Annotated in this window: 13 protein-coding genes and 1 tRNA gene; 5 read left to right on the top strand and 9 right to left on the bottom strand. The window is 36.6% G+C overall.

Annotated features, from left to right (window positions below):
* Positions 1–525: hypothetical protein (locus ABIL69_07705; GenBank protein ID MEO0123872.1), on the top strand; the 525-nt coding region annotated here is incomplete at its 5' end.
* A 193-nt stretch (positions 526–718) separates the two neighbouring features.
* Positions 719–2,098: a hypothetical protein gene (locus ABIL69_07710; GenBank protein MEO0123873.1), complete on the top strand. Its 1,380-nt coding sequence runs from the start codon at positions 719–721 to the stop codon at positions 2,096–2,098.
* A 79-nt stretch (positions 2,099–2,177) separates the two neighbouring features.
* Here the strand turns inward: ABIL69_07710 and ABIL69_07715 are convergent.
* From ABIL69_07715 to rpsU, 7 genes are all read right to left on the bottom strand, one after another.
* Positions 2,178–2,250: transfer RNA gene (locus ABIL69_07715), tRNA-Thr, on the bottom strand.
* A 79-nt stretch (positions 2,251–2,329) separates the two neighbouring features.
* Positions 2,330–3,205, bottom strand: coding sequence for a DMT family transporter (locus ABIL69_07720; protein MEO0123874.1), 876 nt, complete (start codon positions 3,203–3,205; stop codon positions 2,330–2,332).
* 133 nt (positions 3,206–3,338) lie between these two features.
* On the bottom strand, positions 3,339–4,724 hold the full coding sequence (gene lpdA / locus ABIL69_07725; GenBank protein MEO0123875.1) for a dihydrolipoyl dehydrogenase: 1,386 nt from the start codon (positions 4,722–4,724) through the stop codon (positions 3,339–3,341).
* A 49-nt stretch (positions 4,725–4,773) separates the two neighbouring features.
* Positions 4,774–6,342 (bottom strand): sigma-70 family RNA polymerase sigma factor, encoded by a 1,569-nt coding sequence (locus ABIL69_07730; protein ID MEO0123876.1) that lies wholly within the window; start codon positions 6,340–6,342, stop codon positions 4,774–4,776.
* 9 nt (positions 6,343–6,351) lie between these two features.
* Positions 6,352–8,001, bottom strand: a complete 1,650-nt coding sequence (gene dnaG, locus ABIL69_07735; protein ID MEO0123877.1) for a DNA primase — start codon at positions 7,999–8,001, stop codon at positions 6,352–6,354.
* Positions 8,001–9,911, bottom strand: coding sequence for a hypothetical protein (locus ABIL69_07740; GenBank protein MEO0123878.1), 1,911 nt, complete (start codon positions 9,909–9,911; stop codon positions 8,001–8,003). Before ABIL69_07740 ends, dnaG begins: the two co-directional genes overlap by 1 nt.
* Positions 9,912–9,949: 38 nt before the next feature.
* Positions 9,950–10,144, bottom strand: a complete 195-nt coding sequence (gene rpsU, locus ABIL69_07745) for a 30S ribosomal protein S21 (protein ID MEO0123879.1) — start codon at positions 10,142–10,144, stop codon at positions 9,950–9,952.
* A gap of 244 nt (positions 10,145–10,388) precedes the next feature.
* On the opposite strand from rpsU, the gene lexA reads away from it, so the two are divergent.
* From lexA to ABIL69_07760, 3 genes are all read left to right on the top strand, one after another.
* On the top strand, positions 10,389–10,952 hold the full coding sequence (gene lexA, locus ABIL69_07750; protein ID MEO0123880.1) for a transcriptional repressor LexA: 564 nt from the start codon (positions 10,389–10,391) through the stop codon (positions 10,950–10,952).
* A 114-nt stretch (positions 10,953–11,066) separates the two neighbouring features.
* The gene (gene dinB / locus ABIL69_07755) at positions 11,067–12,248 is read left to right on the top strand and encodes a DNA polymerase IV (protein MEO0123881.1); all 1,182 of its coding nucleotides are present in this window, start codon (positions 11,067–11,069) and stop codon (positions 12,246–12,248) included.
* A gap of 87 nt (positions 12,249–12,335) precedes the next feature.
* Complete coding sequence (locus tag ABIL69_07760) at positions 12,336–15,080, top strand: PHP domain-containing protein (GenBank protein ID MEO0123882.1); 2,745 nt, start codon at positions 12,336–12,338, stop codon at positions 15,078–15,080.
* On the opposite strand, the gene ABIL69_07765 is transcribed toward ABIL69_07760, so the two are convergent.
* The gene (locus ABIL69_07765) at positions 15,062–16,375 is read right to left on the bottom strand and encodes a radical SAM protein (protein MEO0123883.1); all 1,314 of its coding nucleotides are present in this window, start codon (positions 16,373–16,375) and stop codon (positions 15,062–15,064) included. The two genes, ABIL69_07760 and ABIL69_07765, sit on opposite strands and share 19 nt — an antisense overlap.
* Before the next feature lie 86 nt (positions 16,376–16,461).
* Positions 16,462–17,598 (bottom strand): FlgD immunoglobulin-like domain containing protein, encoded by a 1,137-nt coding sequence (locus ABIL69_07770; GenBank protein ID MEO0123884.1) that lies wholly within the window; start codon positions 17,596–17,598, stop codon positions 16,462–16,464.
* Positions 17,599–17,639: the final 41 nt, after the last annotated feature.

The raw sequence follows: 17,639 nt of genomic DNA on the forward strand, positions 1-17,639 counted from the left end.
TTTGTCCTTAAGAATATCAAAAAAACGTATTTGCGGGAATTGAAGTCCTATTTATCAGACCTCCAGAGACCGGATATTGTCTATATTGAACCTCCACCCCGGATACAAAGCGTGAAAAAGGAGAATCTAAGGATTTTAAGAAAGGCTGTTGATTCTGGTTTTGAATATCTGAAGTACAAAAATTTCAATGATTATCGGAATAAGGAGTTGAGATACTTAAAGAGATTCTGGCATAATGCATTGCCGTTTTTCTGGCTTGAACTGCTGGATATTAATGATATAAAAGCGGACATAAGAGAGAGCGAGGCATTTAATGACAAAAAGGACATCAAATTTTACAATAATGTTATTAAAAAACTAAAAGATTTGCCTTATGTCTATACACGCCGGGCGATTTATACCAAAAGAATTCATTTAAGACTTTTAAAGTCTATTGTAATGGAAATCCTGCGCCGGCGCAGGGTATATGGAATAACGGAAAGAGCTCTGCAGTTTCACTTGTATATTCATTTTGACGAGATATGACAGCGGCTTTGCTAATTGGCAAATAAGACAGAAGACCTAAAAAATGGTTGGCCCTTCAATATCTACGAGTTAAAAAATGATGAATGAGAGTAATTTTTGCGAAGTGAAATCTCATAAGCTCTTGATTTTTCTTATTGGTATTGTTATTTCATTGCATTCATTGCCGGCGCAAACAAAGGAAGATTCCGATACTATGAGTATGGGGCAAAAACTCCTTGAAGCGGCGGAGAAATACATTGGTGCACAGTTTGTGTGGAGCGGGAGGTCAAAAGAGAAGTTGGATTGTATGGGATTGATATTTCTGGCATATAAAGATGTTACTGGTAAAGATTGGAAAAAATTGAGCGTTTATCCATCAAAATTGGTTAAAAGTGGCAACTTAGGAAGACCTGTTGAAGGTCTGGATGGTGTATTGAAGGGGGACTTTGAACATACAAGGTTAAGAAAGGGTGATATAATATATTTTTTGGTTACAGAAAAAATTTATGATACTGATATTCCGCTTGTTTATATAGATAGTATTCCTTACTGGGTATGGCATATGGGGATATTTGCAGGTTTTGATTCATGTGGGGTTGCGTTGTGTTTGAATGCAAGGCCCGGGGATAAGGTAGTCATTGAGCCTCTGGAAGATATTTATTTTGATGCTATTTTTGTGACACGGCTTGAGACAATAATTGAGTCCCCATCCTCTCAATTTTCTCCTGAAAATTCAGATAATTCACCCTCCCTTAATTCCTCCCATCAAGGGAGGGAATTTCAGATAAGGCCCTCAAGGGGAGCGGGCAATAGAATTGAATTGCGTGAAGAAATAGTCAAAAACTTGCAAAAATTAATGGCGGATAACAAGGCTGTTGTAATTTATGCAATTGTGGCGCTATGCGATAATGAACATCAGGGCATTGTGACGGTTCCACCAAGGCTCGGCAATGGTGATGACCCTGGAAATAATTTATACTGGGGTGCGGGTGGTGGAATAAAGTCATATTTTAAGAAAAGTAAAGAATGGCGAATGGTAGTGAATGTTGAGAATGTCAGTGAGAATATTCTTGAGCGGTGTATACTTAAAAGAAAAGATAAGAATGTTTATATGATTGCTGATGCCTACAGAGGAGGCGCGATCAAAGAGGCAATCTTTGACTTTCTCAATATGGTTGCAAAGGATACAATTTTACGAACAGAAATTGGATTGCCCGTGAATGAAGTGAATTTGGACTTCAAAAATGGTGTGGTGCCACAATTGGTCTGTTATGTTGGGCACAATGGATTATTAGATTTTACACTTGATAGCCTACCGAGGCCGTCTGGAAATAATAAACCAAAGGATGTTATAATTCTTGCCTGCCTGAGTAAGAATAGTTTTTATAATATTTTAGATTCACTTGGTGGTTATCCTTTGTTATGGACAACCAATTTGCTTGCGCCTGAAGCCTATACCTTAAAGTCTGCAATTGATGGCTGGATAGAATTAGAAAGTGGAGAAGAGATTAAGAGTCGTGCTGCAAAAGAATATAATAGATATCAGAAATGTGGACTAAATGCTGCCAGAAAACTTTTTGCCACAGGTTGGTAAAAAGATAAAACTGTCATGACAAACAAATATTCAAGCCCGTCAGATCCAGTGTTGCTGTTACAATCTTATGAAAAATTATAGCCAGCGAGCAGATTCGAACTGCTGACCTGCGGTTTACGAAACCGCTGCTCTGCCACCTGAGCTACGCTGGCAATGAAATATTATATCAAATTTCCTGAAAAAGTCAACGAAGATCGGTATGAAAAATATTTCAAAACTCAATTAAGTAAATTATTCACCTTTTTCTTTTCTTGAAATAAAATAGATACCGACCATTAAGAAAAGCAAACCCAAAAATTGCATAATGGTAATGAATTCTTTTAATATAACATATCCCAAGAATGTAGCAAAGAATGGGGTGGAGAGTTCCAAGGCAGAAACCTGGGCGGCTTTGATTCTTTTTAGTCCTTCATAATACAAAATTGTGCCAACGCCAATTACAAAGCCCAAAAGAACCTGATATATATTTGCTATTTTTATTCCATGGGTCAGCAAAAGATAAACAAAAAATATTATTCCGGCAAATATGAATCTATAAAATGCAATGACCTGTGCAGGGAGTTCTCTTAAGTATTTTCTGGTGGTGATGGCGGTTGTTGCCCAGGCAAAGGTTGCCAGCAGAACTAAAATGTCGCCAAGAGTGCCAAATCTAAGGTTCTTTAGATTATCAACTGTCTTCGCTGATACAAAAATACCAGCAAATATCATAAATAAGATCCCAAGATAGTCAAATTTTGTAAGTTTATCTGATTTTAAAAAGAAATAGCCTAAGATTATAATGAAAATTGGTTGGATGTGTCCGATGAGGACCGCATTTATTACCATCACCTTAGTGAAGGCGTAAGTGTAAATAAAATCAGCAAACAGGGTTGCGACAAGGGAAAGATATATTAACCATCTGAATTCTTTTGGTTTGACCCGCAATTCTCTGGGATTTTTTGTTAGAGTATAGATAGTGATAATAACTAAACAAAATAAAATCCTTGTGGCAAAGGTATTCAAGACATTGGTTGTTTGGAAAGATAATTTTGCAAATATCGGCTCCAGTGCCCACATTATACTTGCCCCGATGACCGCAATAACACCGATAGTTTTATTCGAAGGCATAGAAATATAATATATATAATCAAAAGATATGCAAGATACCAAAGATACCTGAAACCATATGGTTAAGTATTTAACCATTTAACAATTTAACAAATTGTTTTGAGTTTGGTATTTGGTGCTTGATCTTTGGGATTTAGTTAATTATGTGTATTGCTTTCTTGTAGAAATTTTCTGCAGCTTCACCAATGATTTCAGTCAGGGTAGGGTGGGGATGGATAATTTCAGAGATGTCGCTGACTTTCAAATCTTTCTCTAATGCGAGAATACCTTCACTAATTAAACTTGGAGATTCTGCACCGAGGATATGAAGACCCAGAATCTTGCCATCCTCCTCAGCTACTATTTTCACCATTCCTTCGGTCTCAAGCATTGATAATGCCTTGCCCGAAGCGCGATAAGGAAATTTTCCAACCCTTATTTTAAATCCTTTTTCAATCGCCTCTTTTTCGGTAAGTCCAACCGATGATAATGGAGGTATTGTAAAGACACAGGATGGCACAGCATGGGTTCCTCTCCTATTTTTGATCCCGGCGATAATTTCTGCAACTTCAATACCCTGTTTTGTTGCCTTGTGTGCGAGTAAGGGCGGACCGTTTATATCACCAATGGCGAAAATGTTTTTTATGCTTGTGCGAAAAGAATCATCAACCAATATATAGCCCTTTTTATCAACTCCAATACCGAGATTTTTGAATGCGTAGTCGGTTGGTTTCCTGCCGACAGTTATTAAAATTTTATCAAATTCCTCTATGCTTGTAGATTCGGGCCCTTTAATCTCTGCTTTTATTTTATTATTTTCAATTTTGTAACCCTGGACCGTTGATTTTAATAAAATATCAATCCCCTTTTTCTTCAAAATCTTATAAAGATTTTCACAGAGTTCGGTCTCCATACCCGGTAAAATCTGATCCATAATTTCTACAACTTTAACTTTGCTTCCTAAACTGGAATAGATTGTGGCAAGTTCTAAACCACAGGCACCGGCACCTACGACAAGGAGTTTTCCTGGAATATCATTTAATTTTAAGGCGTCATCGGTGTTGGTGATAAATTTTCCATCAAATTCAAAACCAGGCAGGGCAATGATTTCAGTTCCAGTAGCGATTATAATATTTTCTGCTTCAATGTTTTCAACTGTGCCATTGCTTTCTAATTCAACCTTATGTTCAGATACTATTTTTGCCTTTGCCTTCTTCCATTGAACATTATTATTTTTAAAAAGATATTCAATGCCTGCACGCAATCTTTTTACTACACCTTCAGTATGGTTACGGAGAGTCTGTAGGTCAACTCCGTTATTTGCTATTTTCAGACCTATTTTCTGCGCCTTCTGTAAATTTTCTATTATTTCTGCAGCAAAACTCAAAGCCTTGGTGGGGATACATCCCCGATTAAGGCATACCCCACCAAGTTCACCAGATTCTACAACGAGGACATTCTTCTTTAATTGTCCCAGTCTAATTGCACAGGGATAACCACCGGGTCCCGCACCAATGACAACCACCTCGTATCTATTCATATCTGATTTTAGGTATTCAGGTATTTTATTCTTTTAGGCATTTTTTAAATTATTCCATTTCAATTAAATCCTTAAATACCTGAAGTTTACGCAGTCTTGTCGGATGACGGAGTTTACGCAGCGCCTTTGCTTCAATCTGTCTAACCCTTTCTCTTGTGATGTTAAACATTCTTCCGACTTCCTCAAGGGTCTTCGGTGTTCCATTGCCAAGTCCGAATCTCAGTCGTATAATTTTTTCTTCTCTTTTAGGCAGATCTTTTAAAATCTCATTGAAGCGATCTTTCAAAATTGAAATTGCAGCCCTTCTTGATGGAGAATCGGACATAGGGTTACTGATGAAGTCCCCTACAAAACTTGACTCTTCGTCGTCGATTGGTTTGTCAAGTGAGATTGGAATGAGTGAAATATTCTGCACCATTCTTACTTTATCTGTCGGTAAATCCAGGTGCTGGGCTATTTCTTCAATTGTCGGTTCACGGCCAAGGTCCTGGGTCATATCTCTTTGGGCACGTGCTACTTTATTCATTGTATCAAGAATATGAGCGGGCACCCTCACTGTCCTTGCCTGGTCACCGATTGCCCTTGTAATTGCCTGTCTAATCCACCAGGTTGCGTAAGTAGAGAATTTGTAGCCTTTACGGTAATCAAATTTTTCTACTGCTTTAATTAAACCATTGTTACCTTCACCCACAAGGTCCGCGAATTCAAGCCCGCGATTCACATATTTTTTGGCAATTGATATAACCAATCTTACATTTCCTTCAATCATACGCTGACGCGAACGATTAATCATACTTTCGAGATTTTCAATTATTTTTAACGATATGTGGGCTCGATCAGGCTTATTACCAAGTTCATTAAGTAATCTTCGTTTTTCTTTTGTAAATGCGTTTATCCCATCTTGATTGCGCAATCTTAATAATGTTTTTTCAATTTTCTCCAGCCGTTCAAGATTTTCTTTGAATTTTTGTATGGCACAATTCAACACACTGTGTTGTAACGCAAGTTTTTCAATTGCTTTTCTAACGCGTTCTTCTTTATGAAAGATAATTCCTCTTAGTAATTTTGAACGATCCCTTTCTGCCTTTTTGTAGTATTTTAATAGAACATTATAATCCTTTTCAAGCGATTTAACACGGCGAATGAATTTCTGCCTTTCAGCCCAGAAAGTATGTTTATCCATTATTGCTTCAATTTCAACTCGTGATATCTGATCGAGGCTCTTTTTGCCCATTTCCACCTGTTTACATACTGAAATGAGTTCGTACAATGCACAGGGATAACGGAGGAATTCCTTTACAATCATCCGATATCCTTCTTCGGTTTTTACTGAGAATTCATATTCTTCATCCTTAGTAAGAAGATCATAGCGAGCCAGTTCACGGAAATAAGCCCGTATCGGTTCTTCAGCTTTTTGGACACTCTTTGGAGCACCTGGTTTGGGAACCTCTTCTTCTTCGCTTTGGACAATGACAATATTATTCCTTGCAAGCAAATCAAGGACCTCGTCAATCTCTTCAGGTGTCACATTCTCAGGGATAAGGTTATTAATCTCATTTATAGTAATTTTTCCTGCTTCTTTTGCTTTTTCAAATATTTTTTGAGAATATTTTACCATTTCGCTCCTTTATTTTTTAAGTAATTCTTTATATTTTTTTAAAGATTCATTATCTCCGGATTTTATTGCCTCACTAATTCTTGTTCTTAATTTTGACCTCAAAATGTTCTTTTTATAAAAATTTAATGATTGAACAAAATCATCCTCACTTAACTTTTCGGAATCAATGAGTGAGGCAAGAAGCCGATTTTTTAAATCTTCTTCAATCTTTAAATCAACTAATTCCTGTACTGAAAAGTTTTCATTTTTTAATAAAGTTTCAAATATATTTTTCACTCGGGTATCATTAAAATCCTCAGTTGATACAATTTCTTTCACACGATTGAAATATTTTAAATTATTTAGAATTAAAATAATCAATTTTTCTTCGGGATTATGTTTTTTAATTACCGCGGTCTTTTCCTGCTGCATGGGCTTTTTAGAACTGAAATCCATCCCCACTTTTCTTCTTAAAAGATCGATTGGAATATCAAAAACCGTAGCAGTATGTTTCAAGTAACGATCAAGCCTTATTGGATCCTGTATTCTGCCTATGATTTCTATAAGGTCTTTTATTAAATTTGCCTCGTCTTCAACACTTTTTATTTTTGATATGCTTCTATAAAATGTGAAAAAGTCGGGTGCAGAGCTGATGAGATTATTAAGGGCATCTAATCCTTTTTCTTTTATAAATTCATCGGGGTCGTAATCTTCAGGCATAACTACAATGTGAACATCAACCTGGGCATTTATTAATATTCCTATTGCACGGAGTGTTGCCTTAATCCCTGAGACATCAGCATCAAAAAGTATATTCGCCTTTTTTGCATATCGTGAGATTAACAGCGATTGATTTTCAGTCAATGCAGTTCCAAGCGGTGCACAAATGTTTTTGATATTAGATTGATAAAGACTTAGAAGGTCGAAATAACCTTCAACAAGTATAGCTTCAGATTTTGACTTCATTGCTTCTTTTGCCTGAAATAAACCATACAAAATTTCACCTTTTTTGAAGATAGGGGTTTCGGGAGAATTCAAATATTTGGGCTGAATATAATCATCAATTCCTCTTCCACCAAATCCGATAACCCTTCCCGCAAGATTGAATATCGGAAAGATAATCCTGTCGTGGAATGTTTCTCTATTCTGTGAAACAAGCCCGGCATTTATAAGCTTTTCTATGTTTATCCCTTTTTGTCTCATAAATGTGACCAAACCGCCCGAACTTGGTGCATAACCAATTCGGAATTCTTTTAATTTTTCGGGGTCAATCATTCTTTCTTTAAGATAATTTTGACCTCTTCTACCAATTTCTTTACTGAGGGCGAGTGAATAAAATTGTGTTGCAAGTTCATTCACTTCGTACAATTCTTTATATTTTAGGTTTTTTGTTGTGTCAATTTCAATTCCGAGGTTTTTTGCAAGTTTACGCAGGGCATCGGGAAAATCAAGATGTTCATATTCCATTAAAAAACTAATCGCATTACCGCCCTTTTTGCATCCAAAACAATAATAAATACCTTTTTCCGGACTAACATAGAATGAAGGGGTCTTTTCCGAATGGAATGGACAAAGGGCGCGGTAATTCTTACCGACTTTCTTTAATTGTATATATTGAGAAATCAAATCTACTATATCGGTCTGCCTGACTATTTCGTCTATTTTATCTCTCTCAACCATTATTTCGCCTCTGGTTCAATTTCTTCTGGTTTTGCCCAGAAAAATAAATTATCAAATCCTATTTTGAACCTTCCCTGATGTTGAGCGAGAACAATACCAGCCCTGTTTGACCCTTTTATTTTGACCATTTCACCAATCTGTGGATAATAAGGTATTTTTGATTCTTGTTTTTTTAATTCTTTGTTAAAAAATTCTTTTGTTTCTTTAACCAGCTCAGGTTTTGGCCCTTCTTTTCTCAGTGTTCTCACAAGCTCTTCTATCCTATGTTTTGCTTTAAGTAATTCTTTTTGATACTTTTCCTTCAATTCCGTCATCTCTTTTTTCTTTTTAGACTGGAATTCAGCGAGTTTGGAATCGTACTCAGAAATCAATCTATTGAGCCTATTTTTTTCTTCCTGAACTATCGTCAATTCTTTAGACAAACTTTCAAAAAGTTCGTTTAATGATTCTTTTTCTTTATCCAGATATGACTTTGCTTTTTCAATAACAATTTTATCCAATCCCATTTGCTCGGCGAGTTTCAGTGCATTACTTGGTTGGGGAATGCCAAGAATCAGTCGGTAAGTGGGTTTATCGGTAAATTCCATACCAGCATTTAACATATCTGCCTTTTTGCTAACATAGATCTTGAGACTTTCGTTGTGGGTTGTCGCCAGAACTATGTTATTTCTTTTCGCCAGTTCTTCCATTATTGCTGAAGCGAGTGCAGAACCTTCTTCAACAGATGTTTGATTCATTAATTCATCAAGTAGTACAAGGTTATTCGTCTTATTTGAATCAAACGCATTTTTTATCTGTAAAAGATGTCCCGCGAAAGTTGAGAGATTAGATTCAAGGCTTTGTTCATCACCGATATCTGCAAAAATTTCATCAAAAAAAGGGAGAACGGTCCCCTCGTCTGCTGGGATAAACATTCCGCATTTTGCCATCATACAGAGTAAGCCAACGGTCTTTAAAACAACGGTCTTTCCCCCGGCATTTGGTCCTGAGATTAATAAAACTTTTTTATCAACAGGCATCCCAAGATTTAATGGCACAGTATCTTTTTTTAGATATTTTAATAATGGGTGGAAGCCATTTATTATATTTAGATGGTTGCCAAAAATAGGCATGGCACAATTGTAATCCGATGCGTAGTTTACTTTTGCAAAGAGCAGGTCAAGACTTGCTGCATAATCAATGTCAGATTCAATATCATCAATAATTAACTTGATTTTTGAAGTTAACGCCTTGAGTATATTTATGATTTCATCCTGTTCTTCTTTTTCAAGTTCAACGAGTTCAGCCCCAAATTCAACAATTTGCATTGGTTCAATAAATATGGTTTCTCCAGAATTTGAATATGCGTGAACAATTCCTGGTAAATTATGTTTAAGATTTGCCTTGACTGGCAATACATACCTGCCATTTCGTTCAACAATATTTAGTTCAGTGAAGAGATGTGGGGTAGAAGTGAGTATTTCTTTTAATTCATTTTTTATTTGGTTATAAAGCGTTCTTTTTCTCGTTCTAATCTTATAAAGAACCGGTGAGGCGTCATTTTTTATTTCTTTATTATCGTCTATCTTCGCATTTATCTCTTCAATTATATTTTCATAGTTATGGAATTTATTAAAATAATTTTGCAGCTTTCCTTTTTCGTATCTGTTCCTGAGGGTTCTCAGATGTATGAAAAAGAGGCGCAATGTATGGAAAATATCTATTGGCAGGTATGATTGCGCAATTATAAGTGTTTTGAGTTCACCTGGCATAAAGGGGATGTAAAAATCAACCCGTTCTCCCGATTTTCTAATTTCATCAATCCTTCTCAGCTCATATTCGGCAAGTTCCTGTTTTGTAAATTCGCGTATATTGAGGGCTTTTAATCTACCCGGCTCTGTCTGGCAATAAGCAGCAAGAATACTTAACAATTTGGGAAGTTCAAGAACCTGTTCAGCATGGGTTCTTTCTATAATTCCTCCCGTTGTCTTTTAAGTTCTTTCTTTCTTGCCGCGAGTAAGCGCCGTTTTTTCCTTTCACTCGGTTTTTCATAAACTTCGTGTTTCTTTATTGCACGAAGAATGCCAGCGCGCTCCACTGACTTACGGAATCGGCGCATCGCATTGTCAAAAGACTCGCCTTCATAGACCACTATCTTGGTCATTTAGATTAACACCTCCTTTCAGGTTATTATTTTAATAAAAAAAGAAATATAGGGGATAAATGCCAAAAATGTGAAAAAAAACCCGCTTCTCACTATATATATTATATTAAAAAATTGGAGGTTGTCAAGGGTATAAATGCAATTTTACCCCTTGACGATTTCAAAATTATGATTATAATATATATGTAAACAAATGTTTACATATAAATGGTCAATGGGTTAGGTTTGAGATGAAGGAGGTTTTATGGGACAAGACAGGAAACAGCAGATTCTTAAGGCAATCCAGGATTTTGTGAGGGATTATGGATATCCTCCGACAATCCGGGAGATTGCCGGGATGGTCGGATTAAAGAGCACAAAGGGGGTGAAGGTTCATATTGATAATCTTGCCCGTGATGGTTTGATAACAAAGGTGGGAACGAAAGCAAGGGGGTTAAGGATAGAAGTAAAGAAGATACCGATAGTTGGTAGGGTTGCTGCTGGAACCCCCGAACTTGCATTTGAAGAGATTGAAGGTTATTTTAATCCCCTTTCCTGGCAGGATTGTTTTCTGCTGAAGGTAAAGGGTGATAGTATGGTGAATGCCCATATATATGATGGTGATCTTGTGGTTGTTAGACCAGATAAAAATGCAGAGGATGGCGACATAATTGTGGCAAATTTGGAAGGCGAAACAACTATAAAGCGCTTAAGAAGAATAAACGGCAATTTTGTTTTGAAACCGGAGAACGACAATTATCCGACAATAGAAAAGGAATTTGAGATAATTGGAAAGGTGATTGGGGTGGTTAGAAAAATAAATATCTAAAAGTCCAAAATACCTAAATGCCTAAATCGATTAAAAATTTTAATTTATTTTGCTCCTTTGTGTTTGGATTTTGGAATTTGTTTAGGATTTGGTACTTGGTACTTGGGATTTAATATGTATCTCTGTGTTGATTTAGATGCCTTTTTTGTCTCGGTTGAGCGGGCATTGAATCCAAAACTTAATGGAAAGCCCGTAGTTGTTGGTGCCCTGCCCGGTGAAAGGGGGGTCGTTGCTTCTGCATCCTATGAGGCAAGAAACTTGGGCATTAAAGCAGGAATGCCAATATCCAGGGCATATAGACTCTGCCCGGATGGATTATATATAAGACCAAAATTTTCAATTTATGAGGAGTTTTCACAAAGATTTAAACAAATACTTTATCATTATTCACCGGTCATAGAAATGTCATCTATTGACGAGGCATTTGTTGACATAAGGGGAACAGAGAGGTTATTTGGTACGCCACTTGAATTAGCAAAAAAATTAAAGCAGGTACTCAGAGATTGTCTAAAACTTCCCTGTTCTATAGGCATTGCCCGTACAAAGGTAATTGCAAAGGTTGTCTGCGATCATTCAAAACCCGATGGTTTATTGATGATAAAACCCGAAGAGGAAAGAGATTTTCTGTTTCCCCTACCTGTTGATGTTCTGCCTGGTATTGGACCAAAGACATTTGAGGTGCTGAAAAATTTAAATATCAATACAGTTGGAGAATTCTTTAATACCCCAGATTGGATTCTGGAGACTGCTATAGGCAAGAATTGTCTTGCTATCAAGTCATTTATTTCAGGTGGGGATTATAAAATTTTGCAAAGTATGAAGTCAACGAGCCAGGAAACAACCCTTATAGAGGATACTAAAAATCTGGAATTGATAACCTCTGTGTTTTATGAACTCCTTGAATCACTCTGCCAGAGGTTGAGAGAAAATGGTTTAGGTGCTCGGGTATCTACTCTGAAGGTAAGGTTTTCAGATTTTAAAACTATTACCCGCAGGATAAGATTACCATCAAGCACTAATGCCCAGCAGGTGATTTACAAGATTTGTCTACCTGTATTAAAGGATATATTAAGGGAAAATAAACGGGTAAGGCTTATCGGGATTTCCCTTTCAGGTTTTGAATATAATGGATTCCAGCCTTCAATATTTTTTAAAGATGAAAACCGATTGGTCAGATTGAATTATGCACTTGATCGGACGCGGTTAAAATTCGGCTTCAATGCAATACTGCCGGCAAAGAAATTTTCTGTTAAACCCGGCATCCCAGCCAATCCCGGGATAACCTATAATGTTTGAATTCCACAATTCAAGCAGTTTTTATGGTTATAGGTATTTAGGTATCCCGTTCTTCAACGGGACAGGTTTTGGGCTTTTAGGCATTTTATGTATATTCCCCTTCTTTATCATAGCAACTACGGACTTGGTGGTTCTGATTTTAAAACATTGTTTGAAACACTAAAAGAATATCGTATACCAGGTTGTGGCATTGTGGATGATACTTTTTTCGGATTGAATGAATTTTTAAAATTTGCTAATGATTATGAAATAAAGCCCATTATCGGCTCAAGAATATCCATATCAAATTGTAGTAGGGGCTTTAGTCAGGTAGATAAAAAATATTTATATCTTTTCATAAAAAATAAGACTGGTTATATAAACCTGTGCCAGATTCTCACTCATTACGCCTTTAAAAAACTTGATATCAATTTTATAAAAGAACATGCAGGTGGTTTGATTCTTTTATCTAATTCTCTAAATCTCATTGATGAGTTGTCATCAGCATTTAAAGATACTTATTTTCTTATATTTCCAGATTCCTGCTTTATACCTAATAAAAAAATTCCTCTTATTGGTGCTAATGAAATATTTTATGTCAAAACTCAAGACAGGATTATCTATAGACTTTTGTCCATAATAAAAAAATTTAGAGCCGAAGATAAAAAAATATCTTATTTGATTAAACCCGATAAATTTATAAGATTTTATGATATCTATCCTGAAGCGACCAGAAATCTTTTTAAAATTGCCGAAGATTGTATATATATTCCTCAGGCAGAGTCCTGGATTTTTCCCGAAACAAAAAAGAGATTGATTGAAATTATTAAACCATTTTATCGCAAATTGACCATAAATGAGAAGAGAAGGGTGGAATTTGAATACAAGATTATAAAAGATATGGGTTTTGAACCATATTTTGGTTTAATCTATGAATTAAAGGAGTTTGCAAGAGAAAAAGGGATTGGGGTGAATGTGCGTGGTTCTGCGGCATCTTCTTTTATCTTGTTTCTGCTCGGTCTTTCGGTTGTTAATCCATTAAAATACAATCTACCTTTTGAAAGGTTTTTAAATCAAAAACGGAGTGAACCACCAGACATAGATCTTGATGTAGAATTCAGCCAGCGTGAATATTTGATAAATGAAATTTATAAAAAGTTTGGAAATGATTATGTCGCAAGAATCGGTATGATAAATAGATTCCAGACCCGGGCTGGCTTCAGGGATTCAGCGCGTGCCTGTGGTATTTCACCATTAGAATTGAAAAGAATCAAAGACCATTTCGGTGAAAAATTGATTACACAAATAACAGAATTGGCAGAAAGGATTGATGGTTATCCTAAATATTTTGCATCCCATCCCAGTGGTATTGTTATCACACCTGAACCGGTCTTTAAATATGCTCCACTTTATCCCAGCCCCCAGGGAGCGGTTACCCATTATGACAAGGATGCAATAGGTATTGCGGGGCTCGTAAAACTTGATATCCTCGGTGTTCGCGGATTCCCTGGATTGTATCTTAAAAAAGAAGAAATAGATTTGACTGACCTTTCGGTATACAGATTTATCTCTGAAGGGAAGACCCTTGGTTGTTTTCAGATTGAAAGCCCAATGGTAAGGCAGGTCCTGAAAAAGATAAAGCCAAAAAGTCTAATGGATATTGCCAATGCCATTGCAATCATAAGACCCGGACCAGCAAGGGGTGGAATGAAAGAAAGATTTTTAAAAAGACTTGGTAGTAAGGAAAGAGTGGATTATCTACATCCCGACCTCAAAGATATTCTGGAAGAGACCTTAGGTATACCGGTATATCAGGAACAGATTCTTAATATCGCAAATCGCTTCGCGGGTTTCAATCTTGATGATGCCGACCTTTTAAGGAGGGCAATGACCAAAGAACGGGGTTCAAATTTGATGAACGAAATAAAAGAAAAATTTTTTATTGAGTCCGCAAAACTTGGATATAGCAAAAAAGAGATTGAACGGGTATGGCAGCGAATCTCGGCGTTCTCTTCATTTGGTTTCAATAAGGCACACAGTCTTACTTATGCTACACTTGCCTATCTCTCTGCATATCAGAAATTTTATGCTCCACTGGAATTTTTTTGCAGACTGCTTAATAACGAAGGTGGTTATTATCCAGTATATGCCTACATAAATGAAGCAAGAAGATGGGGGATAAAAATCATTGGTCCGGATATAAATAGAAGTGAATATGGATTTTCTATAAAAGATGGCTCACTTGTTGTTGGACTTTGTAGAATAAGGAATCTATCCCATACAACGATTAAAAAAATATTAAAATTTAGACCTTTCCAGAATTCTGAAAAATTCTATTCCTTTGTAAAACCAGATATTGAGGAAGGCACAAACCTGATAAAATCCGGGGCAATGGATATATTGGGCAAATCATGGACAGAGTTATATTTTAGGCTTTTAAGATTTCTTTATCAAAATAACCAGAAAAAATCAACAGGGCAGGAAATCTTTATAAAAGAAGAATGGTCTGATAAAGAATTTAATGATTTTAACCAGCAATTGAAATTAAAGTCCCAATTCAATGTATTGGGATTCCTTCCCATGATGCATATCTTAGAATTTTTATATCCTGAAAGGCAGATAAAAATTTCCGATATTCGATCAATACAGCATTTGAACAGTTTCACCGGTCTTATGATAGCAAAAAGAACGATTCTTACCAGAACGAAAAAATATATGTCATTCTACACAGTGGATGATGAGACCGGTTTTCTTGAAGTTGTTATGTTTGAAAGACCAAGGGAAGAATCAGAACCGATTCTTCAAATAAAGGGTTATTTAAAAGATGATCTTTTTTATGCCCGACCTGTGTAATTACTTGAAGCAGATTCCGGTGTTATCTTTCTTCCCGCAATATTGTTGAAAACTGCATAAAAGAATTGAACCAATCCCACATTTGATATTTCACTCAATCGTAAGACTCTTTCACAGATATTTGATATTGAATAAAATTCTTTTTTTAAAAAATAATAGCCTTCAATTAATTCATCAATTGTCATATTTTTTGGTCTGAATACAACTGTTGAGTGGTTATACTTACTCCAGTCCTCGGTCAGAAGTCTGCCTTCATTTTTGAACCTTTGATAAAGGCGCGTCCCGGGATATGGTGTCAAAATGTTAAAGGTTGCAGTTGTTATTCTCGCTCTATACAAGAAATCAAGGGTTTTCTCAAATATATCTTCTGTATCATCATCCAGACCAAATACAAAAGAAGGATGGAACAGTATGCCCGCATCCTGTATCATTTTTACCGCATCAAGATTTTCCTGAATTGTCTTCAAGGTTTTTTGAAAACCCGCTGAACCCTTCGTTGATATTGATTCAACACCAATGAATAATCCGCGACATCCGGATCTATAGCACCATTTCAGTAGTTCAGTGTCTCGGGCAATATTAATCGTGCTCTGCCCACCCCATTCAATCTTCAGGGGTGCAAGTGCCTGGAATAACTCTTTAGCATATTTTGGATTTCCTACGACATTATCATCAAGATTTAAGAATATCTTTGAACCGGTATTTTCAATATCTCTAATGACATTGGGGATTGGGATGTGCCTTATTTTTTTGCCAAATACATCGCTCACTGAACAGAATTCACAATTATACGGGCAACCCCTCGTTGTAAAGAATCCAGGCCATTTAAAGCCCAGGATAACCGGTTCAAGTTTGAGGTCTCTTCTCGGCAGGGGGGACTTGCTTAAATCAAATGGCCCAGGCCTGTATATCTTTTGAAGTCCATCATTTTTAAAATCTTCAATCACTTTCTGCCACACACCTTCTGCCTCACCCACTACAACAGAATCCCCAAATTTCAATGCCTCTTCAGGTAAGACCGAGGCATGGATGCCTCCGAAGACTATCTTCGTGCCTTTTTCTTTTAGTTTCTGGGCAATTTTGTATCCCCTTGGTGCGTTGGCAGTCATTATTGAAATACCAGCAAGGTCATATTGTTTGTTAAAATCTATATCACAAATTTGTTCATCAATTACTGTGAGTTCTATATCTGGTGGAGTTAATGCTGCAAGAATATGTAAAGCAAGTTGGGGTATTTTCAAACCTATCGGCGGTTTCTTATCGGATGAACGCGGTGTTACAAGCAACAATTTCACTTTTATATTATACAAGTATTAATAAAAAAGTCAATAGAAAAAAGGCAGACCTTTTGGTCTGCCTTTTTATTATTGTTTAAACTTTTTTATTTAATTACAGTTAGCACTGAACTACAGGTATATTTTCCACAGGATGCTTTTACAAAGTATACACCATTAGCAACCCGGGTGCCCTCTTCATCTTTACCATCCCATATTACCTTATGCACGCCTGCAGATTTATGTTTATTAACCAATGTTTTTACAGCCTTTCCTGTTTTGTCATAGATAGTGATTTCTGTTTCACCCGACACTGGAATATTATAATTTATTGATACACTATACCTTAGAATTGAAGGTGTAATAATGATGCTGATATTCCTTGCTGGAGTTTTTTGAGGAATTTCGGCAACTCCATAGACACCAAAAGCTTCAAGCATTCCATAAACCATATTAAGCCATTCATTATAATTAGATGGATTTCTTCCATCAACCGTCCAGAAAGAAGTTTGAAGGGGTGCTGTATTAGGATAGGCAATGGAGTTATACTGGTTATAAGTAAGGTCCTGTATGATATGGTGTGCCTGTGCATCAGGAGTTAATGCATCACACCAGAATCCATTTGATTGATAATCACAATATGTGGTAAATGTATAACCATTGATCTCAGCAAGACCTTGTATATTCAACGAAGTAGCATCATTACAATAATCTTCACTCACACTGGACAAGTGGAAATTTGTGGCAAGCCATGCAGTCGGAACACCGCTGTATATAATATCCTGTCCCAATAGCCATACCTTCCCGCCACCATTTATGTAATCTTGAAGATTTGTCTGGTCGGTTGATGTGAGTGCCATATCATCCCACCAGAAATCATAGCAGTTCCATATAACAAGGTCATAGTTCTGCATTGTCGACAGGTCAGGACCATTTGCAGTTGGGTCAGTTGTTGGTCCAAACCAGCCATAATTTCCAGTGCCAAGCAGGTCATTCAATGTATTGGTCCATAGCGGGTCGGGTTTTGTGGCAGGTCCAAAACCGGCATCTGCAGGGTCTTCTACGAAAAGAATACCACCTCTGGTAAACGATGGTGTGTATGGCGTCGGTTGATTTTCTATAGCTCTTTTAGTCAACCTCTGATACTCATTGCTAATCCGCGAGTTCGGGTTTGCATACCCGGAAGAAAAGAATATAAAAAGGACAGCGATTGTTATGACACATATTTTTGTTGATTTGGGCATAAAACCTCCTTCTAATTATTATAACTATTTTTATCATAAAG

This window comes from candidate division WOR-3 bacterium (assembly GCA_039802005.1).
GTDB lineage: Bacteria > Hydrothermota > Tepidihabitantia > SM23-42 > JAOAFX01 > JAOAFX01.

Bases quoted from the DNA above. Each gene is read 5' to 3' on its own strand.
- ABIL69_07720 (MEO0123874.1), bottom strand. From the start codon at position 3,205: ATGCCTTCGAATAAAACTATCGGTGTTATTGCGGTCATCGGGGCAAGT.
- lexA (MEO0123880.1), top strand. From the start codon at position 10,389: ATGGGACAAGACAGGAAACAGCAGATTCTTAAGGCAATCCAGGATTTT.
- ABIL69_07730 (MEO0123876.1), bottom strand. From the start codon at position 6,342: ATGGTAAAATATTCTCAAAAAATATTTGAAAAAGCAAAAGAAGCAGGA.
- ABIL69_07760 (MEO0123882.1), top strand. From the start codon at position 12,336: ATGTATATTCCCCTTCTTTATCATAGCAACTACGGACTTGGTGGTTCT.
- dinB (MEO0123881.1), top strand. From the start codon at position 11,067: ATGTATCTCTGTGTTGATTTAGATGCCTTTTTTGTCTCGGTTGAGCGG.
- dnaG (MEO0123877.1), bottom strand. From the start codon at position 8,001: ATGGTTGAGAGAGATAAAATAGACGAAATAGTCAGGCAGACCGATATA.
- ABIL69_07770 (MEO0123884.1), bottom strand. From the start codon at position 17,598: ATGCCCAAATCAACAAAAATATGTGTCATAACAATCGCTGTCCTTTTT.
- lpdA (MEO0123875.1), bottom strand. From the start codon at position 4,724: ATGAATAGATACGAGGTGGTTGTCATTGGTGCGGGACCCGGTGGTTAT.
- rpsU (MEO0123879.1), bottom strand. From the start codon at position 10,144: ATGACCAAGATAGTGGTCTATGAAGGCGAGTCTTTTGACAATGCGATG.
- ABIL69_07710 (MEO0123873.1), top strand. From the start codon at position 719: ATGAGTATGGGGCAAAAACTCCTTGAAGCGGCGGAGAAATACATTGGT.